Origin of the sequence: Aliidongia dinghuensis, from assembly GCF_014643535.1 — a bacterium.
Lineage (GTDB): Bacteria > Pseudomonadota > Alphaproteobacteria > ATCC43930 > CGMCC-115725 > Aliidongia > Aliidongia dinghuensis.
Genome location: NZ_BMJQ01000031.1, coordinates 18,138 through 38,890, shown reverse-complemented (window position 1 = coordinate 38,890; position 20,753 = coordinate 18,138). Strand labels below are relative to the sequence as shown.

The following is a 20,753-nucleotide window of genomic DNA, read 5'->3' as shown; positions in this document are numbered from 1 at the left end:
TCTTCAACAAGCTCAAGCACTTCAGGCGCATCGCCACCAGATATGACCGCAGAGCTATCTATTTCCTCGCCGCCCTGCATCTCGCCAGCGCGATGATCTGGATGCGCTGAATGTCGATTCGTCCTAAGCCTACCCCCGAGGTTCCGAGTGAATGTTGTGTCCCGAAGATTTGCCCCACCGCATCCTTGGTACGTGGTTTCATGGGTGGGCCATTGAGCTGGGCGAGCAGCACAGATTTTGCGAGTGGCCGCTCGCCCGGCGTACCGAACCAGGGCGGCTCTCAACCTTCGAACCGCGAATTCGACGAGACTGTACACGACTTAAATGCAACTGCGCGAGGCCCGCTGTGACGCTTTTACCACTCCAGATCTTCTATTTCGAAGATATGCGCGTCGGCATGACGGAGACGTACAGCAAAGTCGTCAAGTCATCTGATGTCGTCGGGTTTGCAGAGATCAGTGGAGATCGGAATCCCGTCCATCTGTCGGAGCATTTCGCAGCGAAGACGCCGTTCGGGGGCCGGATTGCACACGGTCTCTACACTGCAAGCCTGATATCAGCAGTGATCGGTACGCGATTGCCCGGACCTGGAGCGATCTATGTGTCGCAGACGCTTTATTTTAAGGCTCCGGTGAAGATCGGCGATACGGTAGTCGCCACCGTTCAGGTGACCGAAGTCATTGAGAAAGGGCGCCGCGCTAAACTGCTTTGCAAATGCAGCGTCGGTGACACTATCGTCCTGGAAGGCGAAGCAGTCGTGAAGGTCCCAGCACGTCCTGCCGCCTCGCAACATGGCGGAGAAACTGGGGCGGCAATTGCGGAGACGGAAGGCTGATCGATCCGGATCGGACTTGGTGCCGATGATGACCCTCGAGACGAGCGCTCGGTGAGGTTTCCGGCTGTGCCTTGCGCCCGGCGCGCCAGTCATAGCTGAGGCCAAAGAAATGCCAAAGCGCCTGGTTACGGCCCGCAAGTTGCTGCCCGGTGCTTCCGCCTCGGCGAAACCAGCCCCTCCTTCCGGACGCCTGGAAGAAGAGGTCGGAGTGGCCGAGGTCGGATCGATGCCCCGAATCGGCAAGCACGCGGCAACCCGGACGCGTGAGCCCAGCCTGTGGCCGCACCCGCCCTGCAGCGCCCAGACAAAGCCGTGCGTCGGAGTTTCCCGCTTCGACCCTACAGCTTGGTTCGCTCCGCCTTCGGATCGTACATCGGCTTTAAGGAAGCTTCCGCGGGGAAGCGTTCGCCCGCAATCTCGATCTCGTAAGTTGAAGACAGCACTTCCGCTTCGCTTTCGCCTTTGCAAGGGACGTAGCCCAGGCCGATAGCGCTGCCCAGGCCTTTGAGCGCGGTGTGAAGCTGATCGGCGCGACCTCTCACTACGTCACGCCCGACCTCGACGAAGGGCCGATCATCGAGCAGGAGACTGAACGGGTCACACACGCCATGACCGCGGAGGATTTCATTGCAGCGGGCCGGGACATCGAAAGCCGTGTCGTGGCGCGGGCTGTGAAGATGCATCTGGAAAGCCGGGTCATGCTCAACGGCCACAAGACGATTGTCTTCGCGTGAGGCCAGGATGACCCAAGCCGTCAATAACCGCACGATCTCCGGCAAGGATGCCGCGGAGAACATAGTAGAGCGGGTGAAAGCCCGTACCGCCGAGCTTGCCGGCGCAGGCATCAAACCCGGCCTCGCGGTCATCATTGTCGGCAGCGATCCCGCGAGCCAGGTCTACGTGTCCGCAAAGGGGAAAAAGGCCGAGGAATGCGGCTTCTTCTCCTTCAAGCAGCAATTGCCGCCGGAAGTGGCCGAAGACCGGCTCCTCGCGCTGATCGAGGCGCTGAACCGAGATCCGGCGATTCACGGCATCCTCGTTCAACTGCCTCTGCCTTCTCATATCGATGCCGGCAAAGTCGTTCAGTCGATCGCGCCGGAGAAGGATGTCGACGGCTTTCATTTCATCAATGTCGGCAAGCTCGGTACAGGCGAGACGCGAACGGCCTTCGTTCCCTGCACGCCGGCGGGCTCGATGATCCTGATCGAGCGCATTCACGGGAAGGGTCTGTCCGGGCTATCCGCCGTTGTGGTCGGCCGCTCGAATATCGTCGGCAAGCCGATGGCCAATCTGCTTCTGGCCGCGAATGCCACGGTGACGATCGCGCATAGCCGCACGAGTAACCTCGACGCCGTGTGCCGCCAGGCCGATATCATCGTCGCGGCAGTTGGCCGGCCGCGCATGATAAGGGGTGATTGGATCAAGCAGGGTGCGACCGTGATCGATGTCGGCATCAATCGCGTGCTGCTTGAGGGAGGCGAACCCGGCAAGACCCGACTAGTCGGCGATCTCGATTTCGGCGAGGCGGCAGCGAGGGCTAGAGCGATCACGCCGGTGCCCGGCGGCGTTGGACCGATGACTATCGCGATGCTAATGGCCAATACGTTGCGGGCTGCATGCCTTGCGCATGACGCATCGGCGCCGTTCTAGCACTACGGTTACGCTTTCATCGATCGGGCGCCGTGCGTGGCTTCGCCGCTGCGATTGACGACCGGATTCATCGCCCTCCGTCAGGGATGTCTTGCGATTCGTTCGCGACCTGCCTAAGTTCCTCGAGCTGAAAACAGAGTCGCAGGGTGGTGTCTCCTGCGCTCGCTCCAAGGCGAGTTCTGCGAAGTCCACAGCGTCAACCTGACTTTAGTCGGGATTGGCGCGGGTGGCTTGGCAACTTTCGGCCCATCGCGCGCTTTCCTGACGGGAGAATGTGCGCCGATGTTTCCCAGCAATGATGAGCTTCGAAGGCGATCGCTCGCCAGTGTTGCTCCTGTCCGCATGCCCGACGGAATCCCGAGATTTGGCTTTATGGCCTCCGAGCAGAGTCGCTCGTCGGTGGATCAACTTCGCACCGCAATCATCACCATAGTTCCCCTTCGATCGGGCTCGGAGGCTTGTTCTTTGGACCAGCGCCGCGGGCAGGCTCGGCCCGAGCTGGGATCAAGAAAGCCGTACCAATTGCCGCCATCGCCGCCGTCAGTCCGGCTCAGACGGAACAGCAGCAGCTCGATGCCCTACGAGAGACGGCGGAACGGTCCGAGAGGGCCGATGGCCCACGGATCTACGCCGCCGGGTTGATGGATCGCCTGCTTCGACTGTTGGTCGCCCGTTCCGACCTGCTGCTGCCCAGGCGACCACGCCGCATCGATTTAGCGAGTGTCCTCGGGCCTCGTGGACCAGGCGCTAGACCGGCACTGACAGAGGGCGACGCCACCCCCGCTGGCGTTGTGATGCCTGCTGTCTGCTCCATCTCGATTATCAAGAACCAGCGACGAGAGACGACTAAATGTTCAATAGTATCACTGGCGGCACGGCGTTGGCGTGGCTTCTCGCGGCCTTCTTCATCATCGGTGGGATCGTGAATTGGATCGCGCCGAACCCCATCCGACAGAATTATGCGCGATGGCAGTATCCAGACCGGTTTCACTACATTACGTCCGTTCTCGAGCTAGCCGCAGCAGCGCTGTTGCTCTTCCCTCCAACCAGATTGCTTGGCGCCGGCCTTGGAGCCGTGATCATGATCGCAGCCATTGGAACGCTTCTGCGCCACCGGGAATACACGCACGCGATTACGCCAGCGATCGTGCTTACCTTGGCGACATTCAGCGGCTGGTTGGCATGCGCAGCCACTTCGTAGCCCTGATTGAACACATCTTTATGGCGGGGTAGCCGGTGGCTCGGGCTCGCGGAGCCCGAGCCAATCGACAGTTCGGGGCGGTTTTCGCCATGAATAGGGACAGATTGGCTGTCGTTCGACGTTGGATTTTCGGCGCCCGTAGGCCTCCTGCGCGGCCCCGCCAAAACCTTAAAGGTGCGAATCAGCGCAGCAGGAAAAGGCCGTCCACCAACTTGCTACGCGGACATAGGGTCGGAGGGACCGCTCCGGCACCACGATTTTCCAGAGCGTGTCAATCGGTGCGCCCAACCGCGAGGCGGTCGACCGCTTCCTAGGCTATCACCATGCCCCAGGGCCTGTCGCCACGCAGGCTCACACCCGAGGAGCTGTTCCACCCCTCGGCGCTAGCGACGTTCAGATCATCCTTGGCCACGCCCCGAAAGCCGTCGTTCGCTCGGATGGAGCGTGGTGAGCCGCGGGCCACTTGGGTTTCCCCAGCGGTGACCAGATACTTTCCCTGAACTCCGTCCCTTTCCAGAGCAGCCCGCGCGTCAGCAACTTTATCGAACGTGAAACGGCCGGAGATGGTGATCTTGACATCGTCCGAGTCGATCGACGCGGCAATCCTCCTAACTAATCGCGCCTCCCGTACCGGGGAGGCCCCAGGCTCCGTCGCGATCCTCTCGTTTTCATCGATTTTCATCGATTTACGAGGCAGTACGAATCAAACAGCCTAAATTTCTCTCGTCGAATCGGAGTGAATCTCCGGCAAGGCGAAGAGAATTTGGAGATTCACCTGCTCCCATTTTCCGAGAAATAGCAAAATATATTTGAAAGAAGGTGTTTGACATCCCGCGGTTCTGGTGTTTGGCAAAGTTGAAGGCGGATAGGATCTCGACCCCATGAATCAAACGCAATCATTCTCAGTCGAGAATGGCTGTCTTGCGAGATATCTCGCCAGCCACTACGGCGAGAACGCATCTCGTTTCCTTCGCATGGGCTCGGCTGAGCGGCCGACCTTGACGCTCTACCGGAAGCGCTCCGAAGCCTCGGTTCTCCGACATGTTTCTGCGCCGGCGCATGAGGACGGGTATCTTGTTTCCGTCTCTCTGCTCGGCGATCGTCAGCAGCCGATCAGCGGCGGGCGCTTCACCGAAACACGGATACACGCTGCGGACTCGCTCAGCATCCGGGATCTATCCGAGCGGTACGAGACCTGTCTCGACGGCCCGTTCGACTTCCTGTTCTTCCATATGCCCCGGTCGGCCATCGACGCCATCGCTGAGGAGAATGGCACGCGCAAAGTCGAGGGCCTTGGCTGCAGGCTGGGCGTCCTTGACCCCATCGCGGCGGGGCTGGGTCGGGCCCTGCTGCCCGCATTGAACGAACCGACCGGGGCCAATGCGTTGTTTGTCGAGCATGTCGCTCTCGCACTCGCCACGCATCTCGCGCAAGCCTATGGGGGCCTCGAGGCCCCGGCGACGCGGTGGCATGGTGGCTTGTCACGCTCGCATGAAAGACGCGCCAAGGAGTTTCTGACGCGCCACACCACGGACGAGGTCTCGATTGCCGCCGTGGCCACCGAGTGTGGCTTGTCGCGGAGCTATTTCATTCGCGCGTTCAGGAAGACGACCGGAAAGACACCGCACAAGTGGCTGCTCGACTGGCGAGTGGCACGGGCAAAGCAGTTGCTGGCGGATCGCGAGATGCCGATCGCGGAAATTGCGGCTGAGTGCGGCTTCGCGGACCAGAGCCATCTGACGCGCGCCTTCAGGAATCTGATCGGCGTTCCGCCGGGCGCGTGGCGCCGGGAAAATGCGTTCTGAGCTCGTCGCTGAGCTGTCGGCCGCTACGGAGGCACTTAAACTTCGCTCGAGACCGACCCGTCGGCGAATTGATACGGCACCAGACGATCGATGGTGAAGCGCAGCGCTTGCGCCTCGCTCCAACTGGCCCCCTCGGCAGCGCGGTTCTGGAGACTTGCCGGCGAGAGCGCTGTAGCGAGGAGAGCCGACAGACGGTCATAGATCTGCTGTTCGGGCTTTTCCCGCACTTCACCGGTTGACGCGTAGGTGAGTTCGACAAAACCGAGGAGCCGCGCCGCCTCGTCATGGCGACCTTCGAGCGCACCGATGAGCGCCCATTGCTGCAGGCAAGCCAGGAGCGTAAGACCGCCCGCGTCCCCTGCCAAGGACAAGGCCTCTTCGGCGTGCGGCCTCGCCGTCGACAACTCGTCCTTGGCGATCAGGTAGGTTGCAAGGTTGTAGAGCGCCAAGCCCAGGCGGGGAAACAACTCGCACGACCGGAACTGACTGACCGCCTTTTGCGCCCAATCGATCGCCCGCTCGATGTTGCCGCAGCCGAATTCGAGATCGGCCAGATTGTTCAGGATCTCGCCCTCTCCGGCTGCGTTTCCCATTTCCCTGGCCAGCTGGAGGGCTCGCACGTAGGAAGTTCGCGCTTCCGCCGGTTCGTCCATCGTGGACGCGACGATGCCGAGGGCGTTCTCGATCGAAAAGAGCTGCTTCGTGCTCTGCTGGTCGGCCAACAGGTCCTTTGCTTCGTTGAGCAGCGTCCTTGCTTCGGCGAACTCGCTCCGGATGGAAAGGATGGCGCCGATGATGGCGAGAACGGAGGCCAGCCCGATCCTGTCATCGATCTGGCGGTAAAGTGCCTCCGCCTGCTTGAGGAATGTCAGCGCGGCCGGCCCTTCTGCGACGATGACCCTGAGGCCGCCGGCGTGTTGAAGCAGGCGAGCCGCCATGACGGGAGGCGTCTCCGGGCTGATCAGCGGCAGGGCTCGATCCGTGTATCGCTTGCCCTCTGCGATGAGCCCCAGGCGGCTCCAGTGGCGGCCGGCCGCCCCCGCGAGAGCAATGGCCGTCGGCGCGCGGCTGGGGTCCGCCAATGCCCAATCCAGCGCCACGCGGATATTGTCGAGATCGAGCTGGGCCATGGCGAGCCAAGCCGGTTCCGGTGTCGTCGGCCAGGCGTCGTGGACTTGCCCGCTTCTTTCCGCGAAATATCGCGCATGGCGCTCGGCACAGGCCTCGCGCTCCCCACTCTCCGCCAGCCGCTCGGCGGCGTAGAGCCGCAGGGTCTCGAGCAGGCGATAGTGCGGCGGCTCGCCAGGCTCGATGGCGATCAGCGACTTGTCGAGCAGCCGGCCAAGCGAGTCCGCCATATCCCAGCGATCCGATCGATCGGACCCGGCGACGGCGGCCGCGGCTTCGAGCGAGAAGAGGCCGGCGAAGATCGCGAGCCGGCGGAATACTTCCTGGTCGGCGCGGTCGAGCAGGCCGTAACTCCACTCCACCATGTCGAGCAGCGTGCGATGGCGGTCTCGGATGCCGTGCTTGCTGCCCTTCAGCATGCGCAACCGCTCATCGAGGCCCTTCAGCAGACCGCCGAGGCCGAGCAGCGGCACGCGGGCCGCGGCCATCTCCAAAGCCAGCGGAATGCCGTCGAGGCGCCGGCAGATCTCGACCACGCGCTCGCGGCTCACCTGATCGAGCACGAAGGACCGATCGGCCGCGCATGCCCGCTCGACGAAGAGTGCGACCGCGCCGAAGCCCAGCACGTCGCCCCTTGCATCCGACGGCACGTCCAGCGGGCCGAGACGGCAGACCTGTTCACCCTGAATGTCCAGACGCTCCTGGCTGGTCGCGACGACCGACAGGCCGGGAGCCCGCGCCAGGGACTGACGGATCAGCTCCGCCGCGGCACCGATCAGATGCTCGCAATTATCAAAGATCAGCAGCATCCGCCGCGTGCCGATTGCCGACGCGATGGCCGAGACGGCAGTCTCCATCTGCGACAACCTGATGCCGAGCACCGTTGCCGCGACACTCGTCACGGCTTGCGGATCGGCGAGCGGGGCCAGATCGATCAACCAGACGCCGTCCGGGAACGACGGGGCCATCGCCCGGCCAGCCGCTATGGCGAGCCGGGTCTTGCCGATCCCGCCGGGCCCGACCAGGGTCACCAGGCGATGCTGACCGATGCTATGCCTGAGATCCATCAGCTGGATCGATCGGCCGATCAGACTGTGCATCGGCTTCGGCAAGTTGCCGAGTGGCTCAGGCACAATCTCTGCCGACGTAACCGGCGGCGCCGGTCCGATCGCGGCCCCATCGGGCATGGGGTCTATTGCGACCGGCACGTCGCCGGCGAACAGGTAGCCCCGCGACGGCACCGTCCTGATGAGATGCCTGTCATCGTCCAAGGCCTTTCGCACCTTGGCCAGCTGAACCCGCAGGTTGGCCTCGTCGACGACCACGTCGGGCCAGACCCGGCGAATGATTTCTTCCTTGCTGACGATGGTGCCGCGCGACTCGATGAGCGCCACCAGCAGGTCGAAGGCGCGGCTGCCGAGCTCGACCGCCTGGCCGTCGACCTCGAAGCGGCGGGAGCGCGTATCGACCGTGTAGCGGCCGAACCGCATGATCGGCCTATGGCCTTGGTCTTGAGTACGCCCCTCTTGGTCGGTGTCCTGTGGTCGGGAGGGACGCATTAAGCCATTCCAACACTGCTGCTCGGCAATTTCTTTCACAAGACGATGCTGACGTTCAAGCGCGTTGGGATTGGCCGTCTATCGACGCTCCGGGCGGCGATCGCGGCCCGGCACAGGTCCGCGACTGGCGGCCAGGAAGGGGCGATGGCGACGTGACGGGGTCAATCAGATCGCCCCGATCGCGGCTTTGACCTTGTCCGGGCTCAAGGGCATGTCGCGCAGCCGGATGCCGGCGGCGTCGGCCAGCGCATTGGCGAAGGCCGCGGCTGTCGGGCCCTGCGCCGCCTCGGCCGTGCCGAGGAACGGCAGGCCGGGGCGGTCGACGACATGGACCTCGACCGCATCCGGAATGTCGAGGAAGCGCAGGATGGGATAGGCGCTCCAGTCGAAGCTGGTGCGGCGCTGGGCGTCGTAGGTCACGGCCTCGCGGCTCGTCCAGCTGATCGACTGGATGATGCCGCCTTCGATCTGGTTGCGGATGCCGTCCGGGTTGACCGGCTGGCCGGCGTCGACGGCGGCGACGGCGCGCCGGACCGCGATCTCTCCCGTCTCCCGGTCCAGCTCGATCTCCATGGCGACCGCGCAATAGGCGCCGATGTTCTTGTAGCGGGCGAAACCCATGCCGCAGCCGACGCGGCCGTTTCCTTTCGGCCGTTCAGCCCAGCCGAACTTGCCCGTCGCGGTCTCTATGACCGTGCGGGCGCGTTCGTCGGCCATGTGGGCAAGCCGGAAGGCGAGCGGATCGATGCCGCCGGCCTTGGCGAGCTCGTCCAGCATGCATTCGATCGAGAAGACGTTGAGATGCGCGCCTAAGGATCTCAAGGCCGAGACGCGCAACGGCATGTCTTTGAGGAAATGATAGAGCACGTGCATGTTGGGCAGCGCGTAGAGCGGGTTCGAGTTCCGGTCGCCGTCGCCCTCCGGCATGGGGATCGGCTTGACCGGCGGCGGCGTGAACGACGGCACGATTTCGGTCCCGACCAGCACGCCGCCGGCACCGACCGGCCGGTTGTTGTGCGGGTTGCTCCAGACCTGATGCCTCCACTCGACGATCTTGTTGTCGGCATCGAGCGAGGCCTCGAGCTCGGTTGCCATGGCGCAGCCGAGCGGTTCCCAGCCGAACTCCTGCTCGCGCATCCATTGCAGGCGGATCGGCCGGCCAGGCAGCGCATGGGCGATGAAGGCGGCGTCGGCCGCGACATCGTCGGCGCCGTTCTGGCCATAGCAGCCCGAGCCCTCGGTATGGATGGCGTGGACCTTGTCCGCCGGCAAGCTGAGGAGCTCAGCCGCGACCCGCTGGGCGTCATAGGTGCCCTGGCTGTGGGTCCAGAGCGTGAGCTCGCCGTCCTTGAAGAGGGCGACGGCGCAGGACGGGCCGATCGAGCCGTGGTTGATCCAGGGCCGGCTGTACTTGGCCTTGAGCGTGCGTACGGCCGCTGCCGTTACGTCGTGCGTGTCGAGCACGGTGATCTCTTCCGGCGACAGCGCCTTCAGGATGGTCGCGGCATCGCCCGCCGGCAGCCGCGGCGCCGTGCGCTCGAAGGCGCCTTGCTGCACGAACCGCAGGGCCTGGATCGCGTGCCATTCCGTTTCGGCGACGACGGCCGCGAAACCGCCCTGCAGCACCAGCTTCACGACGCCGGGCAGCGCTTCGACGGCGGCAGCATCGATGGCTTTGAGCCGCGTGCCGAAGCTGGGGCCGCGCAGCACGCGGGCGTGCAGCATGCCCGGGAGCCGCATGTCCTGGACATAGGCGGCCCCGCCCGTGACCTTGGCCGGGATGTCGACGCGCGGCAGATCCTTGCCCATGGTGCGGAACGTGGCGGGCGCGCGATGCGGCGCGTTCGGGATCGCCTCGACATGGAGCGAGAGGGCGCTCGCAAGCGCGCCATAGGGCGCGAGCCGGCCGTCCGGCGCCCGGACATGGCCGTCACCCGTCGTGGTCAGGCTCTCCGGCGCCAGGGACCATTGCCTAGCCGCCGCCTGGGTCAGCAGCAGGCGGACATTGGCAGCGGCGTTGTGGATCGCCGTGCCGCTGTCCTGCATGGAATGGCTGCCGGCGGTGAGCCCTTCGTCGGGCGTGCGCCGGGTGTCGACCGTGATGAGCTCGACCGAGGCGGGCGGCAGGTCAAGCTCCTCGGCCGCGACCTGCAACAGCGCGGTCTTGATGCCTTGGCCGAGCTCGGCCTTGCCGGTGTACACGGTCGCGTGGCCTTGGGCATCGATCCGGATCCAGGCATCGAGCCAGGGATGGGACCTGAGGCTGCCGGGCAGGTTGGGGGCGATGACCTTGGGGCCCGCACTGCCCTCGCCGCCGCCGGCCAGCTCGCCGGCCATCTGGGCGAAGGCACGCGGGGCGAGCGAGAACGCGACGACGAGGGCGCCGCCGGAGATGAAAGCACGACGGGAGGGCCGGGTCATTTGCTCGCTCCCGCCACGGCCGGCTTGCCGCTGATCATGTCGGAGGCGCGCCGGATCGCGCGCAGGATGCGCATGTGGGTGCCGCAGCGGCACAGGTTGGTCTGCATGTGCCGGCGGATCTCGGCATCGGTCGGCGTCGGGTTGCGGTCGAGCAACGCCTGGGCGCGCATGATCATGCCGGCGATGCAGTAGCCGCACTGGGCCGCCTGCTCGATCTCGAATGCCTGCTGCAGCGGGCTCGGCCGTTCGATCGTGCCGAGCCCCTCGATGGTGCGCACTTGGCGGCCGGCGACGGCGGCGAGCGGCGTCAGGCAGGAGAAGACGGCCTTGCCGTCGAGCTGCACCGTGCAGGCGCCGCACTGACCGAGCCCGCAGCCGTACTTGGCGCCGTTCAAGGCAAGGTCGTTGCGCAGCACGTAGAGCAGCGGGGTCGAGGGATCGGCGTCGACCTGGCGCTCGCTGCCGTTGAGATTGAGCATGATGCTCATTCGGCACCTCCTTCCTTGCGCGCGTCGGCAACCGCCGGCTCCAGCAAGGGCCAGGCCGGGCGCAGGCTGAACCGGGAGCGGAGATAGGCGGCGATCTCGGCGACTTGATGGGTTGTCAGGTTGTCGGCGAAGGGCGGCATGGTGGGGCCCTTGTCGCCCACCGGCGGCTTCATTCCCTGGAGGATGATGCGGATCGTGTCCGCAGGATCGTCCTCCTGGAGCACGCTCACGAGCGAGAGGTCGGGACGGCCCTGCTGCAGCATCGGTGCGCCGGTGCCGTGGCAGGAGCTGCAGGCGCCGGCAAAGAGCGTGGCGCCCACCGGATGAGCCTTCAAAGCCCGGTCCGGCTGGTCGACCGGTGCGGCGCCCGGGCGTCTGCCCATCTGCGAGGCGATGTAAGTCGCGATGGCGTGCACATCGGCGTCCGGCACCTGGGACAGGTCGTGGGTCACCGGCCCCATCGGCCCGGCCGCGGCGCTGTGCTGCGGATCAAGGCCGGCGCGCAGATAGGTATAGAGCGCGTCGGCGGCCCAGGCCTTGACCGCCGGGTTCGAACCGTCGAGCGCCGGTGCCACCCAGCCTTCGGCGACGCCGCCGGCGAAGGCATGGCCGGTCTCCTCGCCGCCGGCCAGGTTGCGCGGCGTGTGACAGCCGCCGCAGTGGCCGAGCCCCTCGACCAGATAGGCGCCGCGGTTCCATTCGGCGTTCTGGCCCTCTGCCGGCCTAAAGGGCGCCTCGTGCAGGAACAGAAGCTTCCAGCCGGCGAGCAGCGGACGGAAGCCCAGCGGCGGGATGAGCTTGTTCGGCGGTGCCGCCGCCTCGACCGGCGGACGCGTCATCAGAAAGGCATAGATCGCGTCTAGGTCCTCGTCGCTCACGTGCGTGAAATGCTCGTAGGGCAGCGCCGGATAGAGGTGCGAACCGTCCTGTGCCACGCCTTCGCGCATGGCGCGCCGGAACGCCTCCTCGGACCAGGAGCCGATCCCGGTCTTGGCATCGGGCGTGACGTTGGTGGCGTAGAGCGTCCCGAACGGCGTTGCGAGCGCGCGGCCGCCGGCATAGGGCCGGCCGCCGTCGGCCGTGTGGCAGACCGCGCAATCGCCGACCGCGGCGAGGGCGGCACCTTTCTCGACCTCGGCGAGTGCAAAGGATTTCGGATCAGGCGGCGCGATGGGCGCGATCGCGGGCCGATAGACCAGTACCAATGCGATGAGTGCTCCGGCGCCGGCGACGACCGCGGCAGTTCCGAAGAGCAGCTTGCGCCGAACAGCCATGTCTCTCGCAACTCCAATGCATCGGGATCCGACGAGGCCCGAGGATACCTGCCGGCAACCTGCAATCTGGTCAGGGCCATAGTCTTGATGAATGGAAACCCGCTTTGGCGATTTGTGATGAAACGCAGCGTCAGACTTGGATTGTGCTGCGGCGCGGATCTCGGTCGATTGACATCTCTCGTTCAAACCGGATGACTTTCCGACAATCGCTCCCGGAAGTACTTCGCTACTGTCGGGAACCTCAGGCGCGCGGTGTACGCCCTAGCCGTGCGTCTTCTTCGCTGGAGGATTGGGAGGAGTCCGAGGATGGATCGGCTGCGGATCCGGATTGTCGGTGGTTCGCTTGGCGGGCTCTTCGCCGCGGCGCTCCTCGGCCGTGATGGGCATGACGTCAAGATCTACGAGCGGTCGATGCATGGGCTGGGCGGACGCGGAGCGGGCCTGCTCGGCCGGCCGGAGCTGTTCGCGCTGCTGCGCGCTACGGGGTGCGAGCACGTCGCGAACGTCGGCATCGCCGCCAGGGAAGGGATCACGCTTGATCGAACGGGCAACATCGTCGAGCGCAATGGCAAGCCGTCGATGGAGATCTCGTGGAACCACCTCTATCAATTCTTCCGGGAGCAACTGCCCGACGGCGCCTATCAGCTGGGCGCCGAGGTCAGAGCCGTGACTGAGGACGCGGATCGGGCCTATCTCGCGTTCAACGGGCTCGAGGACGATTGGGCCGATCTCGTGATCGGCGCCGACGGCGTCGGCTCGACCGTCAGGACGGCCGTAAACGGCACAGGATCGGCGAGCCTCTATGCGGGCTATGTCGCATGGCGAGGGCTGTTTCCGGAACGGCTTCTCGACCTCACGGTCTCGGGTTCTCTACTAGGCTATCTGGCCTACTATCCGATGCCCGGATCCCACATCATCGGCTTTCTGGTCGACGGGCCGAACGGCGAGGTCGTCACGGGCGCGCGACGCTACAATTGGGTCTGGTACCGGCCAGCGCCCGGCGAGGCGGGACGGCGTGCCGTTTTGACGGATGCGGAGGGTGCCGCCCATCCCTATTCGTTGCCGCCGGGTGCCGTTTCCGACGACGCGCACCGCGACCTGGTCGAGCAGGCGGGCAAACTGCTGCCGCCCGCGTTCGCCTCCGTCGTCGCGGCCGAACCGCGGCCGTTCGTGCAGGCGATTTTCGATTATGAAACGCCCGCGATGGTGCGGGGACGCGTGGCGCTCCTGGGCGATGCGGCTTTTACGGTCCGGCCCCATACCGGCCGCGGCGCCGCCAAGGCGGCCGGTGATGCGCTCGCGCTGCAACGGGCACTGCGTGCCTTGCCCGTTACGGAGGCGCTGCAGGCCTATCACGCCGAGCGCCACCCGATCGGCCAGTCGCTCGCAGCCTATGGCCGGGAACTCGGCGCACGACTGCTGGGGCGTTGATCCGGTAGCCCACAGAGTTGAAGGCGAGGGCGCAGGACGCTTGCCGCGGGAGGACGGAACGCCGCCCGCTCGAGGAAAACAACGATCGACTGCGCCGTAGATTCGCTTCACGCCGGCGGCTTCGAGCGCCTAAGCCAGGAACTGGGCTGCAGTTTTCGACATGTCGAATCCCCAGCAGAGAATGGTTTCAGGGCTTGCCTTGCCGGTGGCCGGTTTCGCGTAGGAAGAAGCTGGCGACGATCGCGACGAGAATGGTCGCCATCCAGAAGATGCCGGCCGCGCGGAAATGCGCGAGATGGTTCGGTGCCGTCTCCAAGGTCCGGCCGAGCAGGTCGCCGAACACCGGCCCGAGCAGGGCCGAGATGCCGAACACCAGGAAGTTCTGGGCGCCGGTGGCACTGCCCTTCACCTCGTCGGGATTGGCTTCCTTGATGATCGTGTAAGGGATCATCGCCGCACCCGAAGCGACGCCGAACAGGAACATGCCGATCAGCGGCGGCAGGAGCTGCGGCAGCAGCGCGATCTGCGCCACCATCACCAGCATCACCACGGCGCCTCCGATCAGCGCCGGCTTGCGCAGCCCGAACCGATCGGCGAGCCAGCCCAGCAACGGGCAGCCCACGACCCAGCCGAGCGGCACCATCGAGATGACGGTCACCGCGTGCCGGAAATCCAGGCCCGCATCCTTCTGGAAGAAGGCGACGCCCCAGGTCATGTCGCCGATCGTGGTCGGCGTGAACAGCAGCCCGGCGATCAGGCCGCAGAGATAGGATTGCGGGTTGCTTAGCACGATCCCATAAGGCTTGAGCAGATTGCCCGCAGGCGGGGCGCCGGCCTGGTTGCCCGGCGTGATCAGGAACAACGCCGCCGCCAGGATCGCGCCGACAATGCCGAAGAAGATCCAGACGCCCGACCAGGCGATGCCGCCACCGAGCAACGGTCCGACCACGAACTGTCCGGCCGAGCCGCCCAGCATGCCGAGGCACTGCGTGACGCCGATCGCCGTGGCGAGCGAGCGCGGCGAGAAGCCGCGTGACGCCAGATAGACCGCGCCGGTAAAGGCGAAGGCCGAGCCGGCCCCTTGCAGCAGCCTGCCGGCATAGCCCGCGACCGGGCTCGACACGGCGAAGAGCAGACAGCCGGCGCCCAGCACCGCACAGCCGAGGGCGACCGCATATTTGGCGCCAGCCCGGTCGAGCGCCACGCCGGCCACCAGGCTGGCCAGCGAATACGTATAGTAATAGGTGCCCAGGATGGCGCTCACGCCAAGCGCCGTCTCGCCGAAGGCGGTCGAGAGCTGCGGGATCATCACCGCCGGCGAAGAGCGCGCGGCATATTCCAGCACATAGAACAGCAGCGCGATGACCCAGGCGATGACGAAGGCGCGCGCGCCGACGCGCCCGGGCGGTGCCGCCGACGAGCTCAGCAGAGTCGCGGAAGCGATAGGGTCCTTGGGCATTCGATCACCCCACCCGTGACAGAAAGGAGGCCGTCGGCCCGGACGTCGGCAGCTGTCGCTGCCGTTCGTCGCAGAACCGGCTCGTCGAGCGGTGCCCACGCTTCAGTTCAATGGCGAGGGTCCGCAGCACCAGACCGGATTTTCCGGCGCGCGATTTCGAGGTGAACGGGCACTCCCGGCGATGTGCCCGTCATCTCGAAGGCATCGGTCGATCCTTGGGCTGGTATCAACTCAAGCGCTTCTGCGCAGCAGGTTGTCCATGTAGGTCACCGGCCAGCCGAGGCAAGTGTGAGGTCAAAGAAGCCTCGAAAGCGGTCATGGGCGTAACGTGGCTCCGAACGCCGCCGCATGGTCCGCCGTGTTCATCGCCTGGATGTTCATCGCCTGGATTCGTTCACGGCGCGATGGGTGAACGTCCCACGCCTTGGCGGTCTGAGCCGGCATTACCTTGCCCCAGCGGGCGACAATGCCCTGTGTGACAATGCCTTCGGGCCAGCATCTTGCGATCTCGACGGGATCTCCAGGCACGATCGGGTCAGACGAAAAACGATCGATATTCGCGATGGCAGGTCCGGGCGAAAATCCCGCTGGACTTCAAGAACGTTTCGCCCTTTCGATCGCCTCGCTGATCAATTGTCGAGCCTCCGCCGCATCACCCCACCCGGCGACCTTGACCCATTTGCCTTCCTCGAGATCCTTGTAATGCTCGAAGAAGTGCCAGATTTGCTCGAGCGTGATCTCCGGCAGATCGGTGTAGTTCGAAATCTTCAGGTAGCGTTTCGTCAGCGTGGGAGACGGAACCGCGATGATCTTCTCGTCGCCGCCGCCATCATCCTCCATCTTCAAGACGCCGACGGGGCTGACGTTGATGACGGCACCGGGCACGATTGGCCGTGTGTTGGCGACCAGCACGTCGATCGGGTCACCATCCAGCGACAGCGTATGCGGAACGAATCCATAGTTCCCTGGGTAACGCATTGGCGTGTACAGGAACCGGTCGACGAACAATGTCCCCGCCGCCTTGTTCATTTCGTATTTTATGGGCTCGCCGCCAATCGCGACCTCAACGACGACGTTGATATCTTCCGGGGGATTGTCGCCGATGGGAATGGCGTCGAGGCGCATGGGACGTCTCCTGTCGTTGTAGTCTTTTCAGAAGGCCGGGCCGGCTTCCGAAGGGGGCGCAATCCCTGTACTACCCGGCAAGCAAGCGCGCAACGACCTCGACTCCGAGGCTTATCTACGCGAAACGCTCGCCAAGATCGCTGAAGGACACCCGATCCGCCGGATCGACGAACTCCTGCCTTGGGTGCAACAGGGGCTCTGTCATGGGACCCCTGGCGCGTAGGTCCGGCAGCGCTAATGGCCGAATCACGCTGGCTCCAGCACCTGGACGTCGTGCGAGAAGGACAGGGTGACCGGCGTGCCACGCTCCGGAGGCGGGGCGGCGCGGCTGTTGAAGCTGTCGAGCGAGATCATCCGGTCGTTGCAGCGCACGCGGATGCGCACGACCGAGCCCTGGAAACCGACTTCCTCGACATGGCCGTCGAGATGATTGGCACCCTCGCCGCCGGAGCCGATCGTGATCGCCTCGGGCCGGAGCGCCAGTGTCGCGGCATCGCCGGTCTGGCCCTTGGGAAAGCCGCCAGCCACGACCAGCTCGCGGCCGTCGACCTCGATCCGGCCCGACGCGGGATCGGTGATCCGGCCCTCCAGCAGATTGAGCACGCCGACGAAGGAGGCGACAAAACGCGTGCGCGGCCGGTTGTAGATCTCGAAAGGCGTGCCGATCTGCTCGATCCGACCCGCGCTCATCACGACGATACGGTCCGAGATCGACAGCGCCTCCTCCTGGTCGTGGGTGACGAACAGGGTGGTGATGCCGAGTTCGCGCTGGACCGACCGGATCTCGTCGCGCAGCGCCACACGGATCTTGGCATCGAGCGCCGACAGGGGCTCGTCGAGCAGCAGCATCTTGGGCCTGACTGCGAGCGCACGTGCGAGCGCCACCCGCTGCTGCTGGCCGCCCGAAAGCTGGAACGGATAGCGGTCGCCCAGCGCCGGCAGCTTGATCAGGTCGAGCATCTCGCGGACGCGCACCGCGATCTCGTCGGCCGGGCGTTTGGCGATCTTGAGGCCGAAGGCGATATTCTGCGCGACGGTCATGTTGGGAAACAGCGCGTAGGCCTGGAACACCATGCCGACGTTGCGCTGGTTCGCCGGCAGTTGCGAGATGTCCTTGCCGTCCAGGCTGACGGTACCGGCCGTCTGCCGCTCGAAGCCGGCGACCATGCGCAGCACCGTGGTCTTGCCGCAGCCGGAGGGGCCCAAGAGCGACACGAACTCGCCGCGCTGGGCCGCAAAATCGAAGTCATGCACGACGACATTGTCGCCGAAGCTCTTCTGGATATTGTTGATCTCAAGGAAAGTCATGGCGGAGCGCCCCTCAAGGAACGGTGATGGCGCCGCGCTTGCGGCCGAAGATCTGGATCAACCCCATGCAGGCCCAGGTAACCAGGAAGGCGATGATGGCGAGCGCCGACGGCTCGTAGGCCCGGTTGGCGCCCATGAGCTGGAGATAGGGGCCGAACGCAGGGCGGTTCAGCAGGCTGGCGAAGGTGAATTCGCCGATGACGATCGCGAAGGTCAGGAAAGCGCCGGCGAGTACGGCCGAGCGCACGTTCGGCAGGATCACCTTCAGCATGATCGTCGGCCAGCCGGCGCCGAGCGATTCCGCTGCCTCGGTCAGGGTCTTGACGTCGATCGCGCGCATGCCGGTATCGACGGTCCGGTACATGTATGGCAGCGCCAGCGTGACATAGCCGAAGGCGAGCAGGGCGTTGGTTGCAGCGTCAGAACCGGTGAGCGGTAGCCAGGACGAGGAATTATAGAGGCGCAGATAGCCGAACACGATGACGATCGCCGGGACGACCAGCGGCAGCAACGTCACGAATTCGACCAGTCCACGCAGATGCGGCAGGCGCAGGCGGACCAGATAGGCGGTCGGCACTACCAGGAGTGCACCCAGCACGATGGTGACGAGCGCCAGTGTGGCGGAATAGAGGAAGGTCGCGCGGAACTGAGCGTCGCCGAACACGACGCTATAGGCTTCGAAGCTGTATTGCCCGCGCAGCATGCGCAGCGAGAATTCAAAGGTCGCCAGCAGCGGCAGAATGAAATAGGTGGCGCCGAACGCGAGGATCACCCAGCCGAGGAGCGTCGAGCGCTTCATCGCAGCCACCTTTCGCTGCGGCCGCGGAGCCAGATATAGGCGCCGTTGGACAGGCAGGTGATGAGGATCATGCCGAAGGCGAGCGCGAAGCCGAGATTGGGATCGTGCAGCACGTCGCCGCGGATCTGCGCGTATAGCTGGATCGTCACGATATTGAGCGAGGAGCCGGTCAGGGCATAGGCGGTCGCGACGGCGCCGAAAGAGTTGGCGAACAGCAGCAGGGTGGCACCCAGGATGCTTGGCCACAGGACCGGCAGTGCCACATAGCGCCAATAGTGGAAATTCGTGCCGCCGAGGATCTGCGACGCCTCGCGCCACTCGCGCTTCAGGCCTTCGAGCGCCGGCACGATGATCAGCACCATCAGCGGGATCTGGAAATAGAGATATGTCAGCGTCAGGCCTGTGAAGCTCAGCAGATTGAAGCCGATATCGTGCGAGTAGATGTTGACGCCGAACCAGTCGCGCAGCAGCACCGTCACCAGGCCGACCCGGCCGAAGGTGGCCAGGAAGGCAAAGGCGAGCGGCACGCCGGCGAAATTGGACGCGACGCCGGAGAAGGTCAGCACCGACGGCCGAACCCAGGGCGGGAGCCCGCCCTGCACGATCGCGTAGGCGATGAGGAAGCCGAACAGTGCCCCGCCGATCGCCGAGGCCAGGCTGACCTTGATGCTGATCCAGTAGGACGCCAGCAGCTGCGGCTGGTCCAGCAGCTTGGCGAGATTGTCGAGCGTGAAGTTGCCGGCCTGATCCTGGAACGCGCCGACCATCAGGATGCAGGTCGGCAGGATCAGGAACAGGAGGGCGAACACGAAGAAGGGCAGGATGCCGAGCATGGCGGGCGAGAGCAGGCTGCCGAGCGACAGCCTCCCCCTCGTCACGACTACGTCCTGGGCGACTACGGACATCGATGGCCCCGAGATGGCGACCCGCCGGCCGCCGCTACGAAAGGGTAAGTACTTGCCGGCGACGCCGGCAAGTACTTCCGCTCAGACGATATGCCTCGTGCTGCTACTTGACGCTGGCGCCGACGACGCTGTCCCAGTTCTTCGTGATCACCGCCTTGGCCGCGTCCTGGTCCTCGATCGTCGGGAACACGGCCTTGTCATAGGCCGCGGCCGGCGGCAGCTTGGCGAGCAGGTCGGCCGGGATCGCCTTGTGCTCGACCAGGTCCTTGAAGCGGATCGGGTGGCAATAGCCGCGCAGCCAGGCGGTCTGTCCCTCGTCGGAATAGAGATATTCCAGCCACAGCTTGGCGGCGTTCGGATGCGGCGCAAAGGCGCTGATCGCCTGCACATAGACGCCGGCGACGACGCCCGAATGCGGCACGACGACCTCGACCTTCGGATTGCCCTTCAGCGTGTCGCGATCGGCGAACGCGTTATAGTCCCAGCGCACGACGATCGGCGTGGCGCCCTGGGCGAGCGGGGCGGCCTTGCCGACGACGGGCACGAAATTGCCCTTCTTGTTGAGTTCGGAATAGAACTTCAGGCCGGCCTCGGCGGCCTTGGTCGGGTCATGCGCCTCGGATGCGAGACCGGCGGCATAGACGCCCTGGATCGCCTGGTTGGCCGAACGCGGATCGCCGGCGAGCGCCACGGAATTCGCATAGTCTGACGACAGCAGGTCCTTCCAATCCTGGGGGATCTTCTTGACGATGTCGGCATTCACCTCGAAGGCGAGCACACCGTAATAGTCGCCGGTCCAATAGCCGTCGGCATCCTTGGCCGAGGCCGGGATAGAGGCCCAGGTCGAGACTTTGTACGGCTGTATCAGGCCCTCGGCCTTGGCTGTCGGACCGAAGGACAGGCCGACGTCGATCACGTCCGGTGCCTGCGGGCCCGTGTTGCCCTTGTTCGCCTTGATCGCCTGGACCTCGTCGCCCGAGCCCGCGTCCGGGTTGAGCTCGTTGATCGTGATGCCGTACTTCGCCTTGAATGCATCGATCATCGGGCCATAGCCGCACCAGTCGTGCGGCAGGGCGATGACGGTCAGCGCGCCTTCCTTCTTGGCGGCGGCGATCAGTTCGGCCGAGGGCTCCGCCCAGGCCGGGGCAACAAAGGCCGGGGCAACGCCGGCAAACACGACGACACCGGCGACGGTCGCCAGCAGCCGGCTCTTGAGAATTGACGTCATATGCTGTCCCCCTCCTGATTTCGACCCTGCCGGAGCGTCGCGGCGGCAAGCCGGTTGTCATTGAACGGTCACTCAATCGAGCTTTCCGCCTCCCAGTGAACTCCGTTGTACAAGCGTTCAATGGACAATTTATGACA

General features: G+C 65.0%; 17 protein-coding genes and 2 pseudogenes. 8 read left to right on the top strand and 11 right to left on the bottom strand.

Annotation, left to right across the window (positions count from 1 at the left end; translation table 11 throughout):
* Together IEY58_RS34530 and IEY58_RS32810 are read left to right on the top strand one after the other, a co-directional pair.
* Positions 1 to 110 (top strand): annotated as a pseudogene (locus IEY58_RS34530) (IS5-like element ISNeu3 family transposase); the annotation flags it as partial.
* A gap of 236 nt (positions 111 to 346) precedes the next feature.
* Positions 347 to 835, top strand: a complete 489-nt coding sequence (locus IEY58_RS32810; protein WP_308422468.1) for a MaoC family dehydratase — start codon at positions 347 to 349, stop codon at positions 833 to 835.
* 338 nt (positions 836 to 1,173) lie between these two features.
* Here IEY58_RS32810 and IEY58_RS34855 read toward each other — a convergent pair whose 3' ends face one another.
* On the bottom strand, positions 1,174 to 1,278 hold the full coding sequence (locus IEY58_RS34855; protein WP_407648470.1) for a hypothetical protein: 105 nt from the start codon (positions 1,276 to 1,278) through the stop codon (positions 1,174 to 1,176).
* 54 nt (positions 1,279 to 1,332) lie between these two features.
* Between IEY58_RS34855 and IEY58_RS32800 the strand changes: the two are divergent.
* The 4 genes and pseudogenes from IEY58_RS32800 to IEY58_RS32785 form a co-directional block, all read left to right on the top strand.
* A pseudogene (locus IEY58_RS32800) lies at positions 1,333 to 1,569 on the top strand (formyltransferase family protein); the annotation flags it as partial.
* 7 nt (positions 1,570 to 1,576) lie between these two features.
* Positions 1,577 to 2,485, top strand: coding sequence for a bifunctional methylenetetrahydrofolate dehydrogenase/methenyltetrahydrofolate cyclohydrolase FolD (gene folD / locus IEY58_RS32795; protein ID WP_189052407.1), 909 nt, complete (start codon positions 1,577 to 1,579; stop codon positions 2,483 to 2,485).
* Between the two features lie 850 nt (positions 2,486 to 3,335).
* Entirely contained in the window at positions 3,336 to 3,686 is a 351-nt protein-coding gene (locus IEY58_RS32790) for a DoxX family protein (protein WP_189052406.1), read from the top strand.
* 881 nt (positions 3,687 to 4,567) lie between these two features.
* Positions 4,568 to 5,491, top strand: coding sequence for a helix-turn-helix transcriptional regulator (locus IEY58_RS32785; protein ID WP_189052405.1), 924 nt, complete (start codon positions 4,568 to 4,570; stop codon positions 5,489 to 5,491).
* A 35-nt stretch (positions 5,492 to 5,526) separates the two neighbouring features.
* On the opposite strand, the gene IEY58_RS32780 is transcribed toward IEY58_RS32785, so the two are convergent.
* The 4 genes from IEY58_RS32780 to IEY58_RS32765 all read right to left on the bottom strand — a co-directional run bounded on the left by IEY58_RS32780 (position 5,527) and on the right by IEY58_RS32765 (position 12,361).
* Positions 5,527 to 8,217, bottom strand: coding sequence for an ATP-binding protein (locus tag IEY58_RS32780; RefSeq protein ID WP_189052404.1), 2,691 nt, complete (start codon positions 8,215 to 8,217; stop codon positions 5,527 to 5,529).
* A 126-nt stretch (positions 8,218 to 8,343) separates the two neighbouring features.
* Positions 8,344 to 10,599, bottom strand: a complete 2,256-nt coding sequence (locus IEY58_RS32775; protein WP_189052403.1) for a xanthine dehydrogenase family protein molybdopterin-binding subunit — start codon at positions 10,597 to 10,599, stop codon at positions 8,344 to 8,346.
* Positions 10,596 to 11,087, bottom strand: a complete 492-nt coding sequence (locus tag IEY58_RS32770; RefSeq protein WP_189052402.1) for a (2Fe-2S)-binding protein — start codon at positions 11,085 to 11,087, stop codon at positions 10,596 to 10,598. Before IEY58_RS32770 ends, IEY58_RS32775 begins: the two co-directional genes overlap by 4 nt.
* Entirely contained in the window at positions 11,084 to 12,361 is a 1,278-nt protein-coding gene (locus IEY58_RS32765; RefSeq protein WP_189052401.1) for a cytochrome c, read from the bottom strand. Before IEY58_RS32765 ends, IEY58_RS32770 begins: the two co-directional genes overlap by 4 nt.
* Positions 12,362 to 12,667: 306 nt before the next feature.
* Here IEY58_RS32765 and IEY58_RS32760 point away from each other — a divergent pair, with 306 nt between their 5' ends.
* Entirely contained in the window at positions 12,668 to 13,792 is a 1,125-nt protein-coding gene (locus IEY58_RS32760) for an FAD binding domain-containing protein (protein WP_189052400.1), read from the top strand.
* Between the two features lie 187 nt (positions 13,793 to 13,979).
* Here IEY58_RS32760 and IEY58_RS32755 read toward each other — a convergent pair whose 3' ends face one another.
* Positions 13,980 to 15,251: an MFS transporter gene (locus IEY58_RS32755; RefSeq protein ID WP_189052399.1), complete on the bottom strand. Its 1,272-nt coding sequence runs from the start codon at positions 15,249 to 15,251 to the stop codon at positions 13,980 to 13,982.
* 594 nt (positions 15,252 to 15,845) lie between these two features.
* Positions 15,846 to 16,376 (bottom strand): inorganic diphosphatase, encoded by a 531-nt coding sequence (ppa, locus tag IEY58_RS32750; RefSeq protein WP_189052398.1) that lies wholly within the window; start codon positions 16,374 to 16,376, stop codon positions 15,846 to 15,848.
* Between the two features lie 61 nt (positions 16,377 to 16,437).
* Here ppa and IEY58_RS32745 point away from each other — a divergent pair, with 61 nt between their 5' ends.
* Positions 16,438 to 16,599, top strand: a complete 162-nt coding sequence (locus IEY58_RS32745; RefSeq protein ID WP_407648471.1) for a transposase domain-containing protein — start codon at positions 16,438 to 16,440, stop codon at positions 16,597 to 16,599.
* Positions 16,600 to 16,622: 23 nt separating this feature from the next.
* On the opposite strand, the gene IEY58_RS32740 is transcribed toward IEY58_RS32745, so the two are convergent.
* From IEY58_RS32740 to IEY58_RS32725, 4 genes are all read right to left on the bottom strand, one after another.
* Positions 16,623 to 17,684: an ABC transporter ATP-binding protein gene (locus IEY58_RS32740; RefSeq protein ID WP_189052397.1), complete on the bottom strand. Its 1,062-nt coding sequence runs from the start codon at positions 17,682 to 17,684 to the stop codon at positions 16,623 to 16,625.
* 13 nt (positions 17,685 to 17,697) lie between these two features.
* Positions 17,698 to 18,483, bottom strand: coding sequence for an ABC transporter permease (locus IEY58_RS32735; RefSeq protein WP_189052396.1), 786 nt, complete (start codon positions 18,481 to 18,483; stop codon positions 17,698 to 17,700).
* A complete protein-coding gene (locus IEY58_RS32730; RefSeq protein ID WP_189052395.1) occupies positions 18,480 to 19,388 on the bottom strand; it encodes an ABC transporter permease in 909 nt (302 codons plus the stop codon). The genes IEY58_RS32735 and IEY58_RS32730 overlap by 4 nt, the downstream gene beginning before the upstream one ends.
* Positions 19,389 to 19,491: 103 nt before the next feature.
* Entirely contained in the window at positions 19,492 to 20,616 is a 1,125-nt protein-coding gene (locus tag IEY58_RS32725; protein ID WP_189052394.1) for an ABC transporter substrate-binding protein, read from the bottom strand.
* Positions 20,617 to 20,753 lie beyond the last annotated feature (137 nt).

Bases quoted from the DNA above. Each gene is read 5' to 3' on its own strand.
- folD (WP_189052407.1), top strand. From the start codon at position 1,577: ATGACCCAAGCCGTCAATAACCGCACGATCTCCGGCAAGGATGCCGCG.
- IEY58_RS32790 (WP_189052406.1), top strand. From the start codon at position 3,336: ATGTTCAATAGTATCACTGGCGGCACGGCGTTGGCGTGGCTTCTCGCG.
- IEY58_RS32785 (WP_189052405.1), top strand. From the start codon at position 4,568: ATGAATCAAACGCAATCATTCTCAGTCGAGAATGGCTGTCTTGCGAGA.
- IEY58_RS32775 (WP_189052403.1), bottom strand. From the start codon at position 10,599: ATGACCCGGCCCTCCCGTCGTGCTTTCATCTCCGGCGGCGCCCTCGTC.
- IEY58_RS32770 (WP_189052402.1), bottom strand. From the start codon at position 11,087: ATGAGCATCATGCTCAATCTCAACGGCAGCGAGCGCCAGGTCGACGCC.
- IEY58_RS32765 (WP_189052401.1), bottom strand. From the start codon at position 12,361: ATGGCTGTTCGGCGCAAGCTGCTCTTCGGAACTGCCGCGGTCGTCGCC.
- IEY58_RS32760 (WP_189052400.1), top strand. From the start codon at position 12,668: ATGGATCGGCTGCGGATCCGGATTGTCGGTGGTTCGCTTGGCGGGCTC.
- IEY58_RS32755 (WP_189052399.1), bottom strand. From the start codon at position 15,251: ATGCCCAAGGACCCTATCGCTTCCGCGACTCTGCTGAGCTCGTCGGCG.
- ppa (WP_189052398.1), bottom strand. From the start codon at position 16,376: ATGCGCCTCGACGCCATTCCCATCGGCGACAATCCCCCGGAAGATATC.
- IEY58_RS32740 (WP_189052397.1), bottom strand. From the start codon at position 17,684: ATGACTTTCCTTGAGATCAACAATATCCAGAAGAGCTTCGGCGACAAT.
- IEY58_RS32735 (WP_189052396.1), bottom strand. From the start codon at position 18,483: ATGAAGCGCTCGACGCTCCTCGGCTGGGTGATCCTCGCGTTCGGCGCC.
- IEY58_RS32730 (WP_189052395.1), bottom strand. From the start codon at position 19,388: ATGTCCGTAGTCGCCCAGGACGTAGTCGTGACGAGGGGGAGGCTGTCG.
- IEY58_RS32725 (WP_189052394.1), bottom strand. From the start codon at position 20,616: ATGACGTCAATTCTCAAGAGCCGGCTGCTGGCGACCGTCGCCGGTGTC.